The 17744-nt window shown below is 73.0% G+C and carries 16 protein-coding genes; 3 read left to right on the top strand and 13 right to left on the bottom strand.

The genetic code is table 11. The annotated features are described in order from the left end of the window. The first annotated feature begins 52 nt into the window (after positions 1-52). Complete coding sequence (locus BJY14_RS12105; protein ID WP_179843701.1) at positions 53-763, top strand: glycerophosphodiester phosphodiesterase; 711 nt, start codon at positions 53-55, stop codon at positions 761-763. A 33-nt stretch (positions 764-796) separates the two neighbouring features. On the opposite strand, the gene BJY14_RS12100 is transcribed toward BJY14_RS12105, so the two are convergent. The 8 genes from BJY14_RS12100 to ligD (BJY14_RS12065) all read right to left on the bottom strand — a co-directional run bounded on the left by BJY14_RS12100 (position 797) and on the right by ligD (BJY14_RS12065) (position 7995). Further along, entirely contained in the window at positions 797-2245 is a 1449-nt protein-coding gene (locus tag BJY14_RS12100) for a DEAD/DEAH box helicase (RefSeq protein ID WP_312879160.1), read from the bottom strand. 498 nt (positions 2246-2743) lie between these two features. Next, a complete protein-coding gene (locus BJY14_RS12095) occupies positions 2744-3031 on the bottom strand; it encodes a GlsB/YeaQ/YmgE family stress response membrane protein (RefSeq protein ID WP_179843700.1) in 288 nt (95 codons plus the stop codon). Positions 3032-3199: 168 nt separating this feature from the next. Further along, the gene (locus tag BJY14_RS12090; RefSeq protein ID WP_179843699.1) at positions 3200-3433 is read right to left on the bottom strand and encodes a DUF3107 domain-containing protein; all 234 of its coding nucleotides are present in this window, start codon (positions 3431-3433) and stop codon (positions 3200-3202) included. 171 nt (positions 3434-3604) lie between these two features. After that, positions 3605-4234 (bottom strand): TetR/AcrR family transcriptional regulator, encoded by a 630-nt coding sequence (locus tag BJY14_RS12085; protein WP_179843698.1) that lies wholly within the window; start codon positions 4232-4234, stop codon positions 3605-3607. Positions 4235-4446: 212 nt separating this feature from the next. After that, complete coding sequence (locus tag BJY14_RS12080; RefSeq protein ID WP_179843697.1) at positions 4447-4635, bottom strand: hypothetical protein; 189 nt, start codon at positions 4633-4635, stop codon at positions 4447-4449. 54 nt (positions 4636-4689) lie between these two features. Further along, positions 4690-6015: a dihydrolipoyl dehydrogenase family protein gene (locus BJY14_RS12075; protein ID WP_246395884.1), complete on the bottom strand. Its 1326-nt coding sequence runs from the start codon at positions 6013-6015 to the stop codon at positions 4690-4692. A gap of 107 nt (positions 6016-6122) precedes the next feature. Continuing rightward, positions 6123-7031, bottom strand: coding sequence for a non-homologous end-joining DNA ligase (ligD, locus tag BJY14_RS12070; protein ID WP_179843696.1), 909 nt, complete (start codon positions 7029-7031; stop codon positions 6123-6125). After that, on the bottom strand, positions 7021-7995 hold the full coding sequence (ligD, locus tag BJY14_RS12065; protein ID WP_179843695.1) for a non-homologous end-joining DNA ligase: 975 nt from the start codon (positions 7993-7995) through the stop codon (positions 7021-7023). The genes ligD (BJY14_RS12070) and ligD (BJY14_RS12065) overlap by 11 nt, the downstream gene beginning before the upstream one ends. 113 nt (positions 7996-8108) lie before the next feature. Between ligD (BJY14_RS12065) and ku the strand changes: the two genes are divergently transcribed. Beyond that, positions 8109-9014 (top strand): non-homologous end joining protein Ku, encoded by a 906-nt coding sequence (gene ku, locus BJY14_RS12060; RefSeq protein WP_179843694.1) that lies wholly within the window; start codon positions 8109-8111, stop codon positions 9012-9014. A 55-nt stretch (positions 9015-9069) separates the two neighbouring features. Here ku and BJY14_RS12055 read toward each other — a convergent pair whose 3' ends face one another. From BJY14_RS12055 to BJY14_RS12045, 3 genes are all read right to left on the bottom strand, one after another. After that, positions 9070-9603 (bottom strand): superoxide dismutase family protein, encoded by a 534-nt coding sequence (locus BJY14_RS12055; protein WP_179843693.1) that lies wholly within the window; start codon positions 9601-9603, stop codon positions 9070-9072. A 143-nt stretch (positions 9604-9746) separates the two neighbouring features. Continuing rightward, positions 9747-10049, bottom strand: a complete 303-nt coding sequence (locus tag BJY14_RS12050) for a hypothetical protein (RefSeq protein WP_179843692.1) — start codon at positions 10047-10049, stop codon at positions 9747-9749. Positions 10050-10240: 191 nt separating this feature from the next. Further along, positions 10241-12400: an MMPL family transporter gene (locus tag BJY14_RS12045; RefSeq protein WP_179843691.1), complete on the bottom strand. Its 2160-nt coding sequence runs from the start codon at positions 12398-12400 to the stop codon at positions 10241-10243. A 167-nt stretch (positions 12401-12567) separates the two neighbouring features. On the opposite strand from BJY14_RS12045, the gene BJY14_RS12040 reads away from it, so the two are divergent. Further along, entirely contained in the window at positions 12568-13284 is a 717-nt protein-coding gene (locus BJY14_RS12040; RefSeq protein WP_179843690.1) for a TetR/AcrR family transcriptional regulator, read from the top strand. 6 nt (positions 13285-13290) lie between these two features. Here BJY14_RS12040 and BJY14_RS12035 read toward each other — a convergent pair whose 3' ends face one another. Together BJY14_RS12035 and BJY14_RS12030 are read right to left on the bottom strand one after the other, a co-directional pair. Continuing rightward, on the bottom strand, positions 13291-14460 hold the full coding sequence (locus BJY14_RS12035; RefSeq protein ID WP_179843689.1) for an ROK family transcriptional regulator: 1170 nt from the start codon (positions 14458-14460) through the stop codon (positions 13291-13293). A 124-nt stretch (positions 14461-14584) separates the two neighbouring features. Beyond that, positions 14585-17566: an alpha-N-acetylglucosaminidase TIM-barrel domain-containing protein gene (locus tag BJY14_RS12030; RefSeq protein WP_312879786.1), complete on the bottom strand. Its 2982-nt coding sequence runs from the start codon at positions 17564-17566 to the stop codon at positions 14585-14587. Positions 17567-17744 lie beyond the last annotated feature (178 nt).

Here is a 17744-nt window from a genome sequence, read left to right as displayed (position 1 = left end):
AATGGGGGCCTGCGGGCTTCGGTAAGAAATCTTCGGTGGTAGCGTCGCCAGCGTGGTCGCGCTGCCTGCCATCTCCGCCCACCGCCGTGACGAAGCGGGCCTCACGGGCCTCGGCGACGCCGTCGCGTCCGGCGCCGAGTACGTGGAGATCGACATCAGGCGGACCGGTGACGGCCGGCTCGTCGTCCACCACGACCCTGAGATCGCCGGGCTCCGGCTGAACCGGCTCCCCTACGAGCGGATCCAGGAGCTCGCGGTGCGGCCCGTCCCGCTCGCCGGCGACGCCATGGAGATCATCGCGGGCCGGGCGCAGGGGCATCTGGACCTCAAGGAGCGCGGCTGCGAGCACGAGACCGTGGCGCTGGCGGTGGAGGCGTTCGGCACCGGGAACTTCGTGGTGACGACCCGCGAGATCACGTCCCTCGTGGAGATCAAGAAGACCTTCCCCGGGGTGCGGACGGCCCTGTCGGTCGGCCGCAACCTGTGGGAGCGGGGCGCCGCGCACGACTTCGCGCCGCTGCGGCTGATCCGGCGGGCGGGCGCCGACATGGTCGCCCTCAACCACCGGCTCGCCCGCGTCGGCGTGCTGCGCCAGTGCGGGCGCGCCGGGATCCCCGCCATGATCTGGACGGTCAACGCCGAGCCCGTGATGCGCCGCTTCCTGCGCGACCCGCGCGTCGCCGTCCTCGTCACCGACCATCCGGGCCTCGCCCTCAGGCTGCGCGAGGGGAGAGGCCCGGACGGAACGCGACCGCGGGACTGACACGAGTCTCGCGGTCGGGTGTTCCGCCGCCGATCAGGCGGTCTGCGACGCCTCCGCGGTGCCGCCCGCGGTCGCGGCCGGCTTGCCGGCGCGGGTGCGGCGGCGGTTCCGGCTGCGCTTGCGCTCGGTGGCGACCGCGTCCACGACGTTGTCGTCCGCCGTGGTCTCGGCCTCCCCCGCCGCGGCCTCGACCGGCTTGCCCGCACGCGTGCGGGCACGGTCGCGCTTGCGGCGGCGCGGCCGGGGATGCTCCCGCTCCCGGTCGCGGTCCTGGTCGCGGCCGCGGTCGTGGCTGCGGACCTTGCCCGTCTCGCCGATGTCCTCCAGCTTCTCGGCGTCCAGCCCGGCGCGGCCGTTGCGCTGGTCGGTGGGCAGCGTCCCCTTCGTGCCCGCGGGGATGCCGAGGGTCTCGAAGAAGTGCGGGGACGTGGAGTAGGTCTCCTCCGGGGCGGCGAACGGCAGGTCGAGCGTGCCGTTGATCAGCTTCCACCGGCTGAGGTCGGACCAGTCGACGAGCGTGACGGCGACGCCCTCCTTGCCCGCGCGGCCGGTCCGGCCGATGCGGTGCACGTAGGTGTCGGCGCTGTCGGGGCACTCGTAGTTCACGACGTGGGTGACGTCGTCGACGTCGAGGCCGCGGGCCGCCACGTCGGTGGCCACCAGCACGCCGATCTTGCCGTTGCGGAACGCGCGCAGCGCCCGCTCGCGCTGGCTCTGCCCGAGGTCGCCGTGCACGGCGGCGGCGTCGAAGCCGCGCTGCGCGAGGTCGGCGGCCACCCGGTCGCACGCCCGCTTCGTCTGGCAGAAGACCATGGTCAGCCCGCGGCCCTCGGCCTGCAGCAGGCGGGCCAGCATCTCCGGCTTGTCCATCTGGTGGGCCTGGAAGACGTGCTGGACGACCTGCGGCGTCGCGTCGGACTCGGTGTGCGACTCGGCCCGGACGTTGGTCGGGCGGGTCAGGTACCGGCGCGACAGCGCGGCGATCTCGCCCGGCATCGTCGCCGAGAACAGCATGGTCTGCCGCCGCGCCGGGATCCGGTCGATGATCCGCTCGATGTCGGGCAGGAAGCCGAGGTCGAGCATGCGGTCGGCCTCGTCGAGCACCAGCACGCCGACCTTGGACAGGTCGAGGTACTTCTGCTTGACGAGGTCGAGGAGCCTGCCCGGGGTGCCGACGACGACGTCGACGCCCTCGCGCAGCGCCTCGATCTGCGGCTCGTAGGCGCGCCCGCCGTACACCGACAGGACGCGGGTGCCGAGCTTGCCGCCGGCGACGAGCAGGTCGTCGGTGACCTGGAGGGCCAGTTCGCGGGTCGGCGCGACGACGAGCGCGCGCGGCTCGCGGCCGCCGTGCTCGATGCGCTGCAGGAGCGCGGCGCCGAACGCGAGGGTCTTGCCGGTGCCCGTGCGGGCCTGGCCGATGATGTCGTGGCCGCCCAGCGCGATCGGCAGGGCGAGCTCTTGGATGGGGAACGCCTCCACGATGCCTTCGGCTTCGAGGGCGTCTGCTATCTCGGGTACGACCCCGAGTTCACGAAAGGTAGTCAGGGCTTTCAGCCTCCAATATGCGGGGTCTCCGACTCCCGGGTGCGGCGCGGCTCGCCGGCGTGAACCGCCGAACCGGCGTCTCCGCCGTTCCTGTGGCCGCGCGCTCGCGCGGGAGGGACCAGCCGTTGCTCAAAATCTTCCGGCGACCGCAGTCAGGGGTTGAAAGCAGTCACTCACTGTGGCTGCGTGCGGTCACACTCCGCGACGCAGTGTACCGACCGTTGATTGCCTACACCAATAGCCGGTCACTCGACCCAACGTTTCCATGGTTTCATCTATTCCGTCCCCGGCCCGCCAGGCGTTACGCACCCGGCGCGGCGGGGCCTCCGGACCGGTCGGAGCCGGGGCGAGGACGGCCACATCCGGACATCTCACGACGGCGCAGGCCCCCGCCGTGGAAGGCGGGGGCCTGCGCCGGGGTGGTGCCGGGGGTCAGTAGCTCCGGCGGCGGGTCCGCCAGCCGTGGCCGCGGCCGCGGCCGCGGGTGTTCATCGTGGTGAGCGCGGCCACGCCCAGCGCGGCGATCACCACCGCGAAGACGAAGGCGACGAGCATCCCCGCCCCCAGCGCGTCCGCGACGACGCCGCCGAGGATCGCGCCGGCGATGCCGACGAGGATCGTGAGCAGGATGCCGATTGGGTTGCGGCCCGGCACGACCAGCCGCGCGAGGGCACCGATGACGGCACCGACGACGATGAACCAGAGGATCGTCGTGAGCATGTCGATCAACCTTCCTTTCCGTGGGCCGGTCGCCCGAGGTCGGTGATCGGTATGCCCCTCCATCCAAGTTGAAACAAAAATCAAGTCAAGACGCGCGGGGAACGAGGTAAAGCCGCTGGTGGAGGGCCTGCCCCAGGTGCCCTGGGCGCGCGGTGCGCCGCGCGCGGGTCAGGTGTACTGCGTGCCGAAGCCCACGCTGCGCTGCTCGTCCTCGGCGATCTCCAGGTAGCCGACGCGGGCCCCGGGGATGACGACCCGGCCGGCGCGGCGGTCCTTCAGCACCAGCACGCCGTGCGGGTCGGCGAGCGCCGCCCCGAGCGCGTTCTGGACCTCGTCGGCCGTCTGGTCGGTGTCGACCACCAGTTCCTTGGCCACGTTCTGGACCCCGATGCGAACCTGCACGCGATGCCTCCCGTCGTCGGTCCCGCCGACCGCCGGCGGGCCCGCTCCGATGGTCGCACGGAGATCGCCGCGCGGTGGCGCCGCCCGGTTGTGCCGAGGGTGAACGTCCCCCTGCCGCGGGGTGGACGGGGTCGGTCCGGGCCCGCGGCGCCGGTCGCGCCGCGCGCGGCGTCAGCTCTGGTCGGTGGTGCGCGGGAAGCCGGAGATGCCGCGCCACGCCAGCCGGGCGATGATCTTCTCCGCGGTGTCCTTGGGGATCGCCCGGTGCTGGGAGAGCCAGAAGCGGGCGCTGACCTCGGCCATGCCGACCAGGCCCATGCCGAGCAGGTGCGCCTCCTCGGCGGGGGCGTTGGTGTCCTCGGCGATGACCTGGGCGATCATCTCGGCGCACTGCTGGTTGGCGCGGTCGACGCGGGCCCGGACGGGCGCGACGTTGCGCAGGTCGGACTCGAAGACGAGCCGGTAGGCCTCGCCGTCGCCCGCCACGAAGTCGTAGAAGGCCTGCATGCTCGCCTGCACGCGCAGCTTGTTGTCCGTGGTGGACTCCAGCGCCTCGCGGACGATCTTCACCAGGGCCTCGGCGTGCTCGTCCAGCAGCGCCAGGTACAGCTCCAGCTTGCCCGGGAAGTGCTGGTACAGCACGGGCTTGCTGACGCCCGCGCGCTCGGCGATCTCGTCCATCGCCGCGGCGTGGTACCCCTGCGCGACGAACACCTCCTGGGCCGCGCCGAGCAGCTGCTTGCGGCGCGCCAGTCGCGGCAGCCTCGTGCCACGGGGGCGGGCGTCCGGGGTCGCGGTCACCACACTCTCCGATCACCGAATCGTGGGGACGGATGGGGGTCGTCCGTCACCGGGAAACAATCTCATCATCCTACGCGCGAGTAACTCCGTTGGTCACGGGCACCGCCCGCCGTCGTCGCATCGCGCAGGTCAGTGTATTCCCGCCGGAACCGGGAGCGGTCCCGCCCCGATCTTCTGGCAACCTTCCTTCCTGTGCCGGGGGCCAGGGCGGGTCACCGGTAGTCGTCCTCGTCCAGCCGGACCTCCCGCCGCTGCTCGGCGGCGTCGGCCTCGTTCGCGTCGTCCGGGATGGGACCGCGCTCCACGCGCTCCTCGTCGCCGAGGGCGGTGCGCTGCTCGGCCGCGTCGGCCTCGTTGGCGTCGTCGGGCGCGGGCTGTTCCAGGTCGTCGGTCTCGCTCATCCGGGGTCCTCCTCCAGGTTCACGGCCGCCTCAGGGTTGCGGCCGTCTCGGGGTTCACAGCCGTCCGGCCAGTTCCCGCAGCGGCGCCTCGACGGACTCGCCGTGGGTCGGGAACGCGTGGACGACGTCGGCCAGCAGGCTCAGCGGCGTCTCCGCGCGGATGGCCAGGGCGATCTCGCTCATCCACTCCTCGGCGTGGAGTCCGGCGGCGGCGGCGCCGACCAGCAGTCCGCGGGTGGGGTCGGCGTACAGCTCCACCCGGCCGCGCTCGTCGGCCTCGACCGCCGCCCGGGCCGTCGCGGCGAGGTCGTACCCGGCGGTGAGGATGTCTATGCCGAGTTCCTCCGCCTGCCTGGGGGAGATACCCACCGAGTAGACGGTGGGCGTCGTGTAGACGACCCGGGGGATGGCGCGGTAGTCGGCCTCGCGCCGGTGCCCGAGCAGGTTCGACAGCGCGACCTGCGCCTGGTAGCGGGCGGCGTGCGTGGTGCGGGCGACGCCGGTGACGTCGCCGGCCGCCCACACGCCGCCCGCGCCGGCCGGCACCCGGCACGTCTCGTCCACGGGGATGCCCTGGCCGGGGGTGACGTCGATGCCGAGGTTCTCCAGCCCGAGGCCCTCCACGCGGGGGCGGCGCCCGGCGGCGACGAGGACGCGGTCGGCGTCGAGGGTCCCGCCGTCGGTCAGCCACAGCCGCAGCCCGACGTCCTTGCGCTCGGCGTCGGCGACGGCGGCGCCGAGCCGCAGGTCGACGCCCATCCGGCGCAGGGCGTCCGCGAGCACCTCCCCGGCGAACGGCGCCTCCGCGGTCAGCAGCCGCCCGGACGCCTCGACGACCGCGACCTGCGAGCCGAACGCCGCGTACACCTGCGCCAGCTCGCAGCCGACCGGGCCGCCGCCGAGGATCACCAGCCGGCGCGGCAGGTCGGGGACCGACAGCGCCTCGGCGCTCGTCCACAGCGGCACGTCGGCCAGCCCCTCGACGGGCGGGATGACCGGCTCGCTGCCGGTGCACACGACGAGGTCGCCGAAGCCGTGCACGGCGCCGTCCACCTCGATCCGGCCGCGGTCGAGGACCTGCCCCCGGCCGCGCAGGACGGTCACGCCGTCCTCGGCCATCCGCGCGACGGCGGGGTCGTCGCCCCGGTTGCCGGCCAGGCCGTCCCGGCGGGCGAGGGCCATCTCCCAGGTCTCGCCGCGGCGCGCCGACAGCAGCAGCGACTTGGACGGGACGCACGCGAAGTACGGCGACTCCCCGCCGACGAGGCGGTTCTCGACGAGCGCCACGTCCCTTCCCGCGCGGGCGAGGCCGGTCGCGACCAGCTCCCCCGCGGTCCCCCCGCCCAGCACCACGGCATCGTAGTGATGGTTGTGCGACAACGGTTTCTTCCTTCCACCCGTGGTGTCCCCACGCACCATGGTGACGGAACGCGGTCCCGGAGAGTGCCGATTCGAACACATAGGGCACGCGAGATCGCCGAAGTCGCTCAGGGCAGCGGCCGGTGGTCCTTCAGAAGCGGTTCCAGGAGGTCGCCGTGCTCGTCCACCCGGGCGAGGACGTCCTCGGGGCCGAAGACGAGATCGGCGGCGTCCCCGCACGACTCCAGTTCGTCCCAGGTGATGGGCGTCGAGACCGAGGGGCGGTCCCCGGCGCGCAGCGAGTAGGGCGCGACGGTCGTCTTGGCCGGGTTGTTCTGGCTCCAGTCGACGAAGACCTTGCCCTTGCGCAGCCGCCGCTCCATCTTCGCGACGACCAGCTTCGGGTTCTCGTCGGCCAGGCGTTGCGCGGCGGTCTTGGCGTACTCGGACGTCCGCTCGGCCTCCTTCGGCTCCTCGATGGGGACGTAGAGGTGCAGGCCCTTCTTGCCGCTCGTCTTCGGGTAGGACTCCAGGCCGTCCTCGGCGAGGACGTCGCGCAGCAGGGCGGCGACCTCGCACGCCTCCGCGATCGTGGCGGGCGGCCCCGGGTCGAGGTCGAAGACCACCAGGTCGGGGGTGTGCACCTTGCCGCGCGGCCCGACCTTCCACTGCGGGACGTGCAGTTCCAGCGCGGCGAGGTTCGCGCACCACACGAGCGTGGGCAGGTCGTCGACGACGACGAAGTCGAGGGTGTCGCGGCCCTTGGAACTGCCGGGGGTGGGGATCGTCGCCGTGCGGACCCAGTCGGGGGTGTGGGAGGGCGCGTTCTTCTCGAAGAACTTGCCGCCGTCGACGCCGTCCGGCCAGCGGATGCGGGTCGCGGCACGGTCCCGCAGGTGGGGGAGCATGACCGGGGCGACGCGGGCGTAGTAGTCGATGACCTCGCCCTTGGTGAACTCCGGATACAGGTTCTTGTCGAGGTTGGAGAGGGAGAGCTGACGGCCGTCCACGTCGACGGCGGTCTTCTTACTGCTCACTCGTGACCTCCAGGGGGTCCTTGTCGTCACGCAGGCCCCGCCAGGACGGGAAGCGGAGGCGGCCGTCCCTGGTCCGGGCGCTGTAGGCGACCTCCCCGACGAGCCGGGGCTCAACCCATTGGGCGTCACGGGCGAACTCGCGCGGAACGGGCTCGTCGTAGGGGCTCGTCGGACGGCGCAGCGGCCACAGTGTCTCGTACAGCTCGTCCAGTACGCGGTCGCTGAAACCGGTGCCGACGTGCCCGACGAAACCCAGCAGCCCCTTCACGTCGTACTCGCCTAGCAGAAGCGAACCCACGCCGCCTTCGCGCCGGCCCTTTCCGGGCTTCCAGCCGCAGATGACGACCTCGCGCGTCATGAAGTTCTTCACCTTGCGCCAGAAGTCGACGCGTCGCCCGGGGCGGTAGGGCGAGTCGAGGCGTTTGGCGAGCAGTCCCTCCATCTGCTGCTCGCGGGTGAAGGCGAGCAGTTCCTCCACCTGGAGCCGGTCACCGCCGTGCAGGTACGGGGGCACCTCCACGGGGCCGGTGCCGGCGAGGTCCAGCTCCGCCAGCAGCGAGCGCCGGTCGGCGTAGGGGAGTTCGTACAGCTCGTGCCCGTCCAGGAAGAGGACGTCGAAGACCACGTAGCGGACGGGCACCTCGCGGATCAGTCGGGGGTCGGGGCGCTGGACGTGCATCCGGCGCTGGAGGCGTTCGAAGCTGGGGCGTCCCTCCTGGAAGGCGACGACCTCGCCGTCCAGGACGGCGTCGTGGTCGGGGAGCAGGTCGGCGAGTGCGGACAGCTCGGGGTAGCGGCTCGTCACCTCGCCGCCCCGCCGCCCGGCGGCGCGGACGCCGTCGGCGGAGACGTGCGACAGGACGCGCACGCCGTCCCATTTCAGCTCCAGGCCCCACTTCCCGCCGTCGGTGGGGAGGTCTCCGGTGGAGGCCATCATCGGCTCGACGGGCCACGGCATGGTCATACCGCCGTCTTACCCCGTCCCGCCGCGCGGGGAAAGGATCACGACGCCCTTCTGGCGCAAATCGAACGACGTTGCGACGCTAGGGGCAGGAACGTGCTGGGTAAGGACGGATCATGCGCAGTATCTGGAAGGGCGCGATCTCCTTCGGGCTGGTGACCATACCGGTGAAGCTCTACTCGGCGACCGAGCAGCGGGACGTCGCCTTCCACCAGGTGCACCGGGAGGACGGGGGGCGCATCAAGTACAAGCGGGTGTGCACGGTCGACGGCGAGGAGGTGCCCTACTCCGACATCGCCAAGGGCTACGAGCTGCCGAGCGGCGAGATGGTCATCCTCACCGACGAGGACTTCGCCGACCTGCCGCTGTCGTCCAGCCGCCGGATCGACGTCCTGCAGTTCGTGGAGCGCGAGGAGGTCGACCCGATCTTCTTCGCGAAGTCCTACTACCTGGAGCCCGACGCGCAGGGCGCCAAGCCGTACGTGCTGCTGCGGGACGCGCTGGAGACCTCCGGCCAGGTCGCGATCGTCAAGGTGGCGCTGCGGCAGCGCGAGTCGCTCGCGACGCTGCGGGTCCGCGAGGGCGTGTTCGTCCTGGAGACCATGCTGTGGCCGGACGAGGTCCGCGCGCCCGAGTTCCCCTTCCTGGAGGAGGACATCGAGGTCCGCAAGCAGGAGCTGTCGATGGCGACGTCGCTGATCGAGTCGATGGAGGGCGACTTCGACCCGGGCGAGTACAAGGACGCCTACCGGGAGGCGCTCCAGGCGGTGATCGACGCCAAGGTCGAGGGCCGGGAGGTGGCGCGGCCCGCCGAGGAGGGCGAGGAGGAGCCCGCCGCGGACCTGCTCAGCGCGCTGCGCGCCAGCGTCGAGGCGGCGAAGAAGGGCCGCGGCGAGAAGGCGGGGAAGGCGGCGTCCGGCAAGGGGGCGCCGGCGAAGAAGCCCGCCGCGCGCAAGTCCGCGCCGTCGAAGTCGGGCGCGAAGAAGGAGCCGGCCAAGAGCCGCGGCCGCAAGTCGGCGTGACCCCGCCGCCGGACCGGCCGGCGGCAGGGTCGGGACGGCTTGCGGACGGGACGGCTCAGAACGGGACGGTGGTGCAGATCAGCCGTGCGCCCGCGTCGCCGGTCTTCGGGTCGGTGGGCTTGGCGTGCACGACGAGCGATCCCGCGGCCTTCTCCGCGACCCGCCACGGCACGGAGGCGCGGGAGTGGCCGCGCCCGTCGGGCCGGACGGTGACGTCGAGCCAGACCTCCATCTCGGGCATCGGCGTCCCGGGCGGCGCGTCGGGGTTGTGGTAGTGCGGCCCGGCGTCCCCGGGCTTCGGCCCGCACCGGTTCACGTGGACGTGGGCGCCGAACGTCCGTCCGGCCGCCTCGCGCGGCATTCCCCACACCCGCAGTGAGACCCAGGTCCGGTGGCGGTCACGAACGACGGCGACCCTGGTCTTCGCGTTCCGGAAGGCCTGGTCGTGGACGGCGTCCGGGCCGCGCACGACGATCGCGTGCGGCCTCGGGCGGGCGAGGGCCGGGGTGGCTAGCGGTACCAGCGCGGCACCGGACGCCGCTAGCGCGGACGCGGCGAACAGGACGGGGGCGCGGACGGGCGTTCGCATGGCGCTTCCTCTCCGTGGTGCGGGGCGCCGGACGCCGCGTGCGTGGCGGCGGCGTCCGGGCTCGGTGGCTCATGAGCATGCCCCCGGAGCGGAGAACGGCATCCCCCCGATCGGTGGGAGGACGGCCGCGTGCGCCGGGCGGTTCAGTTGTCGCGACGGGCGGCGAGGACCCGGCCGACGGCGGCGGCAGCGGCGGACGGGTCGGCGCACGGCGCGATCCGCTCGCCCCAGCCGTAGCAGTAGGACCAGCCGTCGCCGGAACGTTCCCGCACCGCGATGACGCTCTCGTTCACCCGCGGGAGGCGCGGGTCGGCGATGTGCGCGGTCGGGCGGCGGTCGGCGGGCGCGGAGACCTCGACGGCCCAGCCGGCGGAGCGCAGGGCGTCGGTGAGCCGCTCCAGGTGGGCGAGCGCGGTGTCGGCCTCGGTGGCCATCAGCACGGACATGGTGCCTCCAAAGGAACATCCCGGCACGGGAAGGGTTCGGGGATCCGCCGGGCGTGGCCGTCGCGGAATGCGTCACGCGAGGGTGCGGCCGGTGGAATGGCGTTCAGTCTTGCGCCGGGTGAAGGAGACCACAAGCGGTTCGGGGCGATTGGTGGCCGGCACTTCGGCGTGCCGGCCACCGGGGCGGGTCGTCAGCCCACGGGCTCCAGCCGCGACGGGGGCGCGGCCGGGGCGTCGCCCTCCCGGATCCCGTACCGGCCGTACAACCGGGCGAGCGGCCCGGGCGCCCACCAGTTCGCGCGGCCGAGCAGCCGCATCGTGGCGGGCACGAGCAGCGCCCGGACGATCGTCGCGTCCAGCAGGATCGCCACGGCCATCCCGACGCCGGTCATCTTGATGAACGTGATGCCGGACGTCGCGAACGCGCCGATCACGACGATGAACAGCACCGCCGCGCTGGTGATGATGGCGCCGGTGCGCTGCACGCCGGCGGCGACGGCCGCGGTGTTGGAGCCGGTCAGGTCGTACTGCTCGCGGACCCGCGACAGCAGGAACACCTCGTAGTCCATCGAGATCCCGAACAGCATCGCCAGCATGAGGATCGGCATCGCGGGGGAGATCGCGCCGGTCGCGGTGAAGCCGAGCGGCCCGGACAGGTGGCCGTCCTGGAAGACCAGCACGACCGCGCCGAAGGTGGCCGACAGCGACAGCATGTTCATGACGATCGCCTTCAGCGGCAGCAGCACCGACCCGAACGCCAGGAACAGCAGGAGGAACGTGGCGCCGCCGACGAGCACGGCCAGCCAGGGCAGGGTCGAGCCGATGCTGTCGACCTGGTCGACCACGTCGGCCGTCTCGCCGCCGACGTAGGCGCGCGCGCCGGGCGGGGGCGGGATGTCGCGGACCCGCTGGACGAGGTCGCGGGCGGCGCCGGAGTTCGGGTCGGCGTCGTAGCGCAGCGCGATCCGGGTCGTCGTCCCGCCGGCGCCGGTCACCGTCGCGTCCGTGACGCCGGGCAGCGCGTCCAGGCGGGCCCCGTACGCCTGGACTGCGGCCCGGTCGGACGTCCCGGTCACGACGGCCTCGATCGGGCTGGTGGCGTTGCGGGCGAAGCGGGACTCCAGCGTCTCGGAGACGACCCGCGCGTCCGCGCCGTCCGGCAGCACCTTGGCGTCCACCCCGCCCCAGTTGATGCGCAGGAACGGCGCGCCGAGCGCGAGGAGCAGCGCCACGGTCGCGACCATGTAGACGACCGGGCGGCGCATCACGCTGCGCGCGACCCGTCCCCACCAGCCGTCGGACCGGGCGGCGGGCGCCCGGCGCCGGCGGATCGGCAGCGCGTTCACCTTCGGGCCGAGGACGGCCATCAGCGCGGGCAGCACGGTCAGCGCCCCGGCCATGCACACCAGCACGGTCGCGATGCCGCCGTAGCCCATCGAGACCAGGAAGTTCTGGTCGAACAGCAGCAGCCCGGACAGCGACACGGCGACCGTGACGCCGGAGACCGCGACGGTGCGCCCGGCCGTGGCCATCGTGGCGGCCAGCGCGTCCTCGGCGGAGGCGCCGTCCCGGCCGATCTCCTCGCGGAACCGGCTGACCATGAACAGGCCGTAGTCGATCGCGAGGCCGAGCCCGAGGAAGGTGGTGATGTTGACCGCGAAGATCGACACGTCGGTGACGTAGGCCAGCGCGTGCAGGGCGGTGAACGAGCCGAGGATGGCCAGGCCGCCGACCAGCAGCGGCAGGCTCGCCGAGACCAGCCCGCCGAAGATCAGCACGAGCAGTACCAGCAGCACCGGCATCGCCATGCCCTCGGCCCGGCCGATGTCGGACGAGACGCGCTCGTTGATCTCGACCCCGGTGCCGACCGCCCCGCCGACCTTCGCGGTGAGCCCGCCGCCGACCTCGGCGAGGTCGTCCCGGATCGCCTTGTAGGCGTCCTCCCGGGCGGCCTCGTCGGAGCCGGCGAGCTGCAGGACGGCGTAGGTCGCCTTGCGGTCCTCGCTGACGAACTGCGGCGCGTGGGTCGTCCAGTAGGTGCTGGTCTTGGCGACCTTGCCCGGCGGCAGCGCGGCCAGCGCGCGTTCCACCGACGCCCGGTAGGACGGGTCGTCGACCGTCGTCCCGCCCTGGTAGAGGACCACGACGTCGGCCGCGTCCCGGCCGAGGTCGCGCTCGGCGATCCGCTCGGCCGCCGCGCTCTGGCTGCCCGGCGTGTCGAAGCCGCCGGCGGAGGTCAGCGCGCCGAAGACGCCCGTGCCCCACACCGCGGCGAACACCAGGAACGCGCCGGCGGCGGCGAGGACCCACCGCCTGCGCCGGTGGACCCACCTGCCCCATCGATCGAACATGACGCTTCTCCCCCAACTCCGTAACCTTGAGTAATTTCAGTGAACGCCGTAAACTGAGAACAGCGTTAACTTTGCATACAGTGTTAGCTGTCGTCAAGGGTGTTTTTGCGGAATCATGCGAGGGCGGCCGGAGAGACGGCCGGGCACCCGGCAGAGAGGGGGGCGAGGTGGCATCGCGTCGCGACCGTCAGCGGGCGGCGACGGTCAAAGAGATCACCGAAACCGCCCGGCGGATCCTCGTGGAGGAGGGCCCCGACGCGGTGACGCTGCGCGCCATCGCCCGCGAGATGGGCATGACCGCCCCCGCGCTCTACCGCTACTTCGGCAGCCACGGCGAGCTGCTGCGGCACCTGGTCGGCGACCTGTTCACCGAGCTGAACGGCGACCTGCACGCGGCCATGGAGGACGTGCCGAGCGGCGACATGAGCGGCAAGTTCATGACGGTGGCCCGCCAGTTCCGCCTCTGGGCGCTGGCGCATCCCCGCGAGTACTCGCTGCTGTTCGGCACGCCCGTGCGCGGCGCCGCGCACCAGGAGGAGGTCGACTTCGCCGAGGAGTGCGCCCGCCAGTTCGGCTGGACGTTCATGTCCCTGTTCCTGGAGCTGTGGAGGAAGCAGCCGTTCCCGGTGATGGCCGAGGAGGAGATCGACCCCGGCCTGCGCGAGGAGCTGCGCCGCTACCGCGACGACGTGCTCGGCATCGGCCTGCCGCTCGGGGTGATCCAGCAGTTCCTCAAGTGCTGGATCAGGCTCCAGGGCGGCGTCAGCCTGGAGGTCTTCGGCCACCTGGAGTTCGCGCTGAGCGACGCCGCGCCGATGTTCGAGCTGATGCTGCGCGAGGTGACCGTCGAGCTCGGCCTGACCTACGCGCCGGTCAGGGGATGACCCGGTTCAGGCGCTGTGCCAGATGACGCCGAGCCGGTGGTGCATGGCGGTCGCGGCGGCGCCGTGCATGATGCTGTGCTCCGCCATCGTGGAGAAGCGCGGGCGGCGGACGTCGCTCGGCGGCAGCCGCACGGCCAGTTCCCGCTCGATGGCGTCGAGCAGGCGCTCGCCCGCCCGGCGGACCGGTCCGTCGATCACGACGTCCCCGATGTCGAGGATCGCGGCCTGGACGCAGAGCAGGGCGGCGAGGCTCTTCCCCGCGTAGTCGACCCGTGCCGCGAGCGCCTCGAGCTCCGGTGTCGCGGGCGCGTCACCCGGCGAGGAGACGGCGTCCAACTCCTCGACGGGAGCTCCGTCGAGGACGGCCGGCAGGCTCGCGACCGTCTCCAGGCACCCTCGCCTGCCGCACTCGCACCGGCGGTCGCTGACGCCGACGTCGATGTGGCCGACCTCGCCCGCGCGCTGCCGCTCGCCGAGGTGGACGCGGCCGTCGAGCAGGACCGCCGACCCGATGCCGCCGGCGATGTGCAGCACGATCACGCTGTCACCGGCCCGGCTCTGCACCGACAGTTCGGACATCCCCACGGCGGTCGCGTCGTTGACGAGCACGACCTCGTGCCCGAGCGCGCCGGCCAGCGGACCGGCCAGGTCGACGTCCTTCCAGCGCAGCTGCAGCGCCTCGATGACGCGCTGCTCGGGGGAGACGATGCCGGGGACGGCGACTCCGGCGGACAGCACCGCGCGCCCGTCGTCGCGGGCCAGGGTCCTGAGCATCGGGACGAGGGCGGCCACCACGTCCGCGCCGCCCGGCCGGGCGGGCAGTGCCGTGCGCGCCGTCGCGCCGATCGCGCCGTCCAGCCCGACGACGCCGCCCAGCACCTCGGCGGGGCGGACGTCGGCCATGAGCAGGCAGTGCCGGCCGGTGTCGATCCGCAGCAGCGTGGCCGGCTTGCCGCGCCCGCTCGGCCTGGCGGTCTCCTCGACCACCAGCCGCCGCGCCACCAGGCCCTCCATGATCTGCGAGACGACGGCGCGGGCCAGGCCCGTCGACCGCGCGATGTCGGCGCGGGACACGGTGCCGCCGCCCGCCAGCACGCTCTGCAGGACGAGCTCGGTGTTGCGCTCGCGCAGGACGGCGGGAGTCGCCTTCTCGGTGATCCGGACGGGCCTGCTCATCCTCGCCTTCCCCGCGCGCCGCGGCGCCGCCGCGCCGTGCCGCCCCCTGTGGTTGGAGGGTATAGGGATCGGCGAAGTCCCCGGGCCCGCCCGTCCGCCTGCGGACACGGGCCCGGGGAACGGCTCACCGGGCCGGCGGCGGCGAGGTGCAGGCGAGGGTCGGCACGCCGAACGAGACGGCGTCGAACCAGCGGTTCGCGTCGTACTGGTCGACCTGGAGACGCAGCTGCTGGACGCCCGTCACGTCGACGTCGAGCCGGACCGCCTCCGCTCCGGAGGTCGCGAGCCCGCTGCGCAGCACGCCGGACTCGTGCAGCAGCCGGCCGTCGCCGAAGACCCGGACGACCACGTCACCGTCGGCCGCGTGGTTCATCGCGTCGTCGATCCCGACGACGGTCGTGAACCTCTGGCAGCCGCGGCTCAGTTCCACGCGCACGTCGGCGTTCGCGTTCGTCCCGAGGCCCTTGCTGTAGGCGGTCCCGTCCAGGCGGATGGGCTTGCCGTCGCCCTCGGGGGTGGCGGGCGTCACGGTGTCGCGGGCCACCGGGTAGATGCCGTCGTGGTTGCGCGCGTAGGAGAACGGCAGGTCGCTGAGCTGGACGCGGCCGTCCGCGGCCACCGGCAGCACGGCGGCCGCCTTGCGGACCACGTGCCGGCCGGCCTGGTCGAACCCGACCGTGACCTGCACCGTGACCTGCGTCGTCCCGTCCGGGAGGTCGCCGGTGCGGTGCAGCGTCCACGACCGCTCCAGCGTGGCGCCCGGATCGATCTGCCCCTGCTCGGGGCCGGCGGGACGGGCTTGCACGCCCGCGGGCGCGGCGACGTCGAAGGTCAGCCCGCTCATCGGCGCGAAGAGGTTGGTGTTGGTCACGGAGGCGGCCACCGCGGCGGAGCCGGAGACCGACCCCTGCGGGCGCAGCGACAGCCGCAGGTCGTAGACGTCGCCGCTGAGCCGCTGGAGCATCCGGGACGCCTCGGTGTGGGTGTCGCCGACCGGCCTCGTCCGGTACTCGCCGCGGTCCTTCGCCCACGCGTCGGCCATGGCGTACCAGTCGACCGGCGGCGCGGTCGTGCCGGTGCGCAGCTCGGTCTTCAGCCCGTCGAACAGCCGCTCCCATCGCGGCGCGTAGTAGTCGCGCAGCACGCCGGACCACTCGCGGTAGGCGTAGTCGTGCAGGTCGGTGTCGCGGTCGCCCCACGATGTGATCAGCTTGCGCGCCTCGTACTCCAGCTGCGCGGCCTCCCGGGGGTTCGCGGCCGCCTGCCGCGCACGCTGGAGCCACGGCCCGACCGTGTGGAACCGGTCGGTGCCGGCGAGGTCGTCGAGGGCCCTGATGTAACCCGTCCAGACGTCGGCCAGCCGGGAGAACTCGGTGAGGTCGCGGGCCTGGTAGGCCGCGTTGATCTGCGGCAGCAGGGTCCGGGACCGGTCGTCGGCCGCCGCGCGGGCCACCTCCACCAGGTCGTAGCGGTAGGCGTCGCCGCGCCGCAGCGACGGGCGGACGGCCAGCAGCGCGGGCAGGGCCCGGGCGAACGCGGCGGGGTCGTAGGCGAACGCGGCCTGCGCCCACCGGTGCGGCCTGGTCGTCGCCAGGTTCGGTTCCGCGGCGAAGAGCCCGCCGTGCCCGGACGAGCGGCCGCCGGTCGGGGGGATCGCGTACGCGGTGCCGGCCAGCACCCGCCAGGCGGCGCGGGCCTGCGGGTCGACGCCCCCGTAGCGGGCGTCGGCGTACTCGTCGAACCACCGGTGCAGGTCGACGGGGCCGTCATGCCAGGGCAGCTCGGCGAGGAACTCGACCGCGACGGGGTTGTTGTAGCTCGCCTCCGGCATGATCGCGATGCCGTCCAGGGCGCTTCCCGACCGTGCCCGCCAGTCCCAGAACCGTTCGTTCCAGGCCTTGATCGGCGCGCCGACGGTGGAGTTGCCGCCGAAGTTCCAGATCGATCCGAAGGCGTACGGCGCGCCCTTCCAGTCGGCGTCGCGGTCGACCTTGAGCGCCCGGTCGGACAGGCCGTCCACCACGAGCATCCTGCTCCGGTCGACGGCGGCCATGGTCTCGGGGCGCGGGTTGCTCTGCCAGCCGAGGATCACCCAGGTCGCTCCCGGGTGCGCCTTCTCCAGCGCGGCCTGGACGGCGACCGAAGCCTGGCCCACGGGGATGGAACCGGCCTTCCCACCCTCGTGCAGCAGGTCCATCTTGTACATCGTCGACCGGCCGAGCAGCCGGTCCTGGACCCCGTAGAACCGCTCGGCGACCTGGGCGAACACCGGGTTCGTCGGCGCCAGCCAGTCGGGCCGGGCGATGCCCTCCCAGGTGCCCTGCGGCACGGTCACCGCGCCGGGGTTGCGGGTGGCGAAACCGGCCGGGACGGTGCCGAAGTAGCCCGGGAGCACCGGCGTGATGCCCAGCCGCCGCATCCGGTCGGCGATCCTGCGGCCGAGCTCCGCGCGGGCGCGGATCTGGTCCTCGCCGACCGGCGAGGTGAAGTTGGACATGTTCTGGAGCAGCCACCACGGCTGGTAGCCGGCGCCCGGGATCCACCCGCGCAACTCGTCCGCCGAGTAGCCGAACGACTTCAGCGTCTCGTAGTACACGGCCTCGGTGCCGACCGGCATGAACATCTCGTTGACGCCGTGGAGGGCGTAGACGTCGATGAGCCGTTCCCAGTCCTCGAACGTCCGGTACGGCCCGGAGTACCCGTCCTCGGTGTCGTTCCCGGCGAACCGGTGCTCGACGGCGGACGACCTCTCGATCGGCTGCGCCGGCAGGGGGAGCCTGGGCGGAAGGTCGAGCTGGTCGCCGGTCCACGAGATATCGGCCTTGGCCGTGTGCTTGAGGTACCAGTTGAAGCCCATCAGCAGCGCCGGGGTGCTGCTGCCCGCGATGACCAGCCGCCGATGGCGGACGGAGACCCGGAAGGTGTCCCTGCCGCCGGTGCCGGGCAGGGTCGCCAGGCTCACCTGGCCCGCGTACCGCGCCCCCACCAGCCGGCCGATCGCGTCGCGGGCCGGCCGGACGTCGAAGGCCGGACGGCCGGGGGACGCCGCCTCCGCCGACGCGATGCCCCCCGGCAGCACGCCGAGCGTGAGCAGTACGCCCACCACCCCGGCCAACGCGGCCCGCCGTCTCCGTTGGTTCCTGCGCCGTCGTATCACGGTCGCGTCCCTTCGCCGGGTTTTGATCGTGATCCAAACTAAATACCGGCGATCACGCGGTCAAGATCTGGACCGGGGCTTTTCCGGCGGCGGTGCCGGACGGGGCCCGGACAGCGGAAGGCCCCCG

The organism is Actinomadura luteofluorescens (assembly GCF_013409365.1).
Lineage (GTDB): Bacteria > Actinomycetota > Actinomycetes > Streptosporangiales > Streptosporangiaceae > Spirillospora > Spirillospora luteofluorescens.
This window is presented reverse-complemented; position numbering and strand designations above follow the sequence as displayed.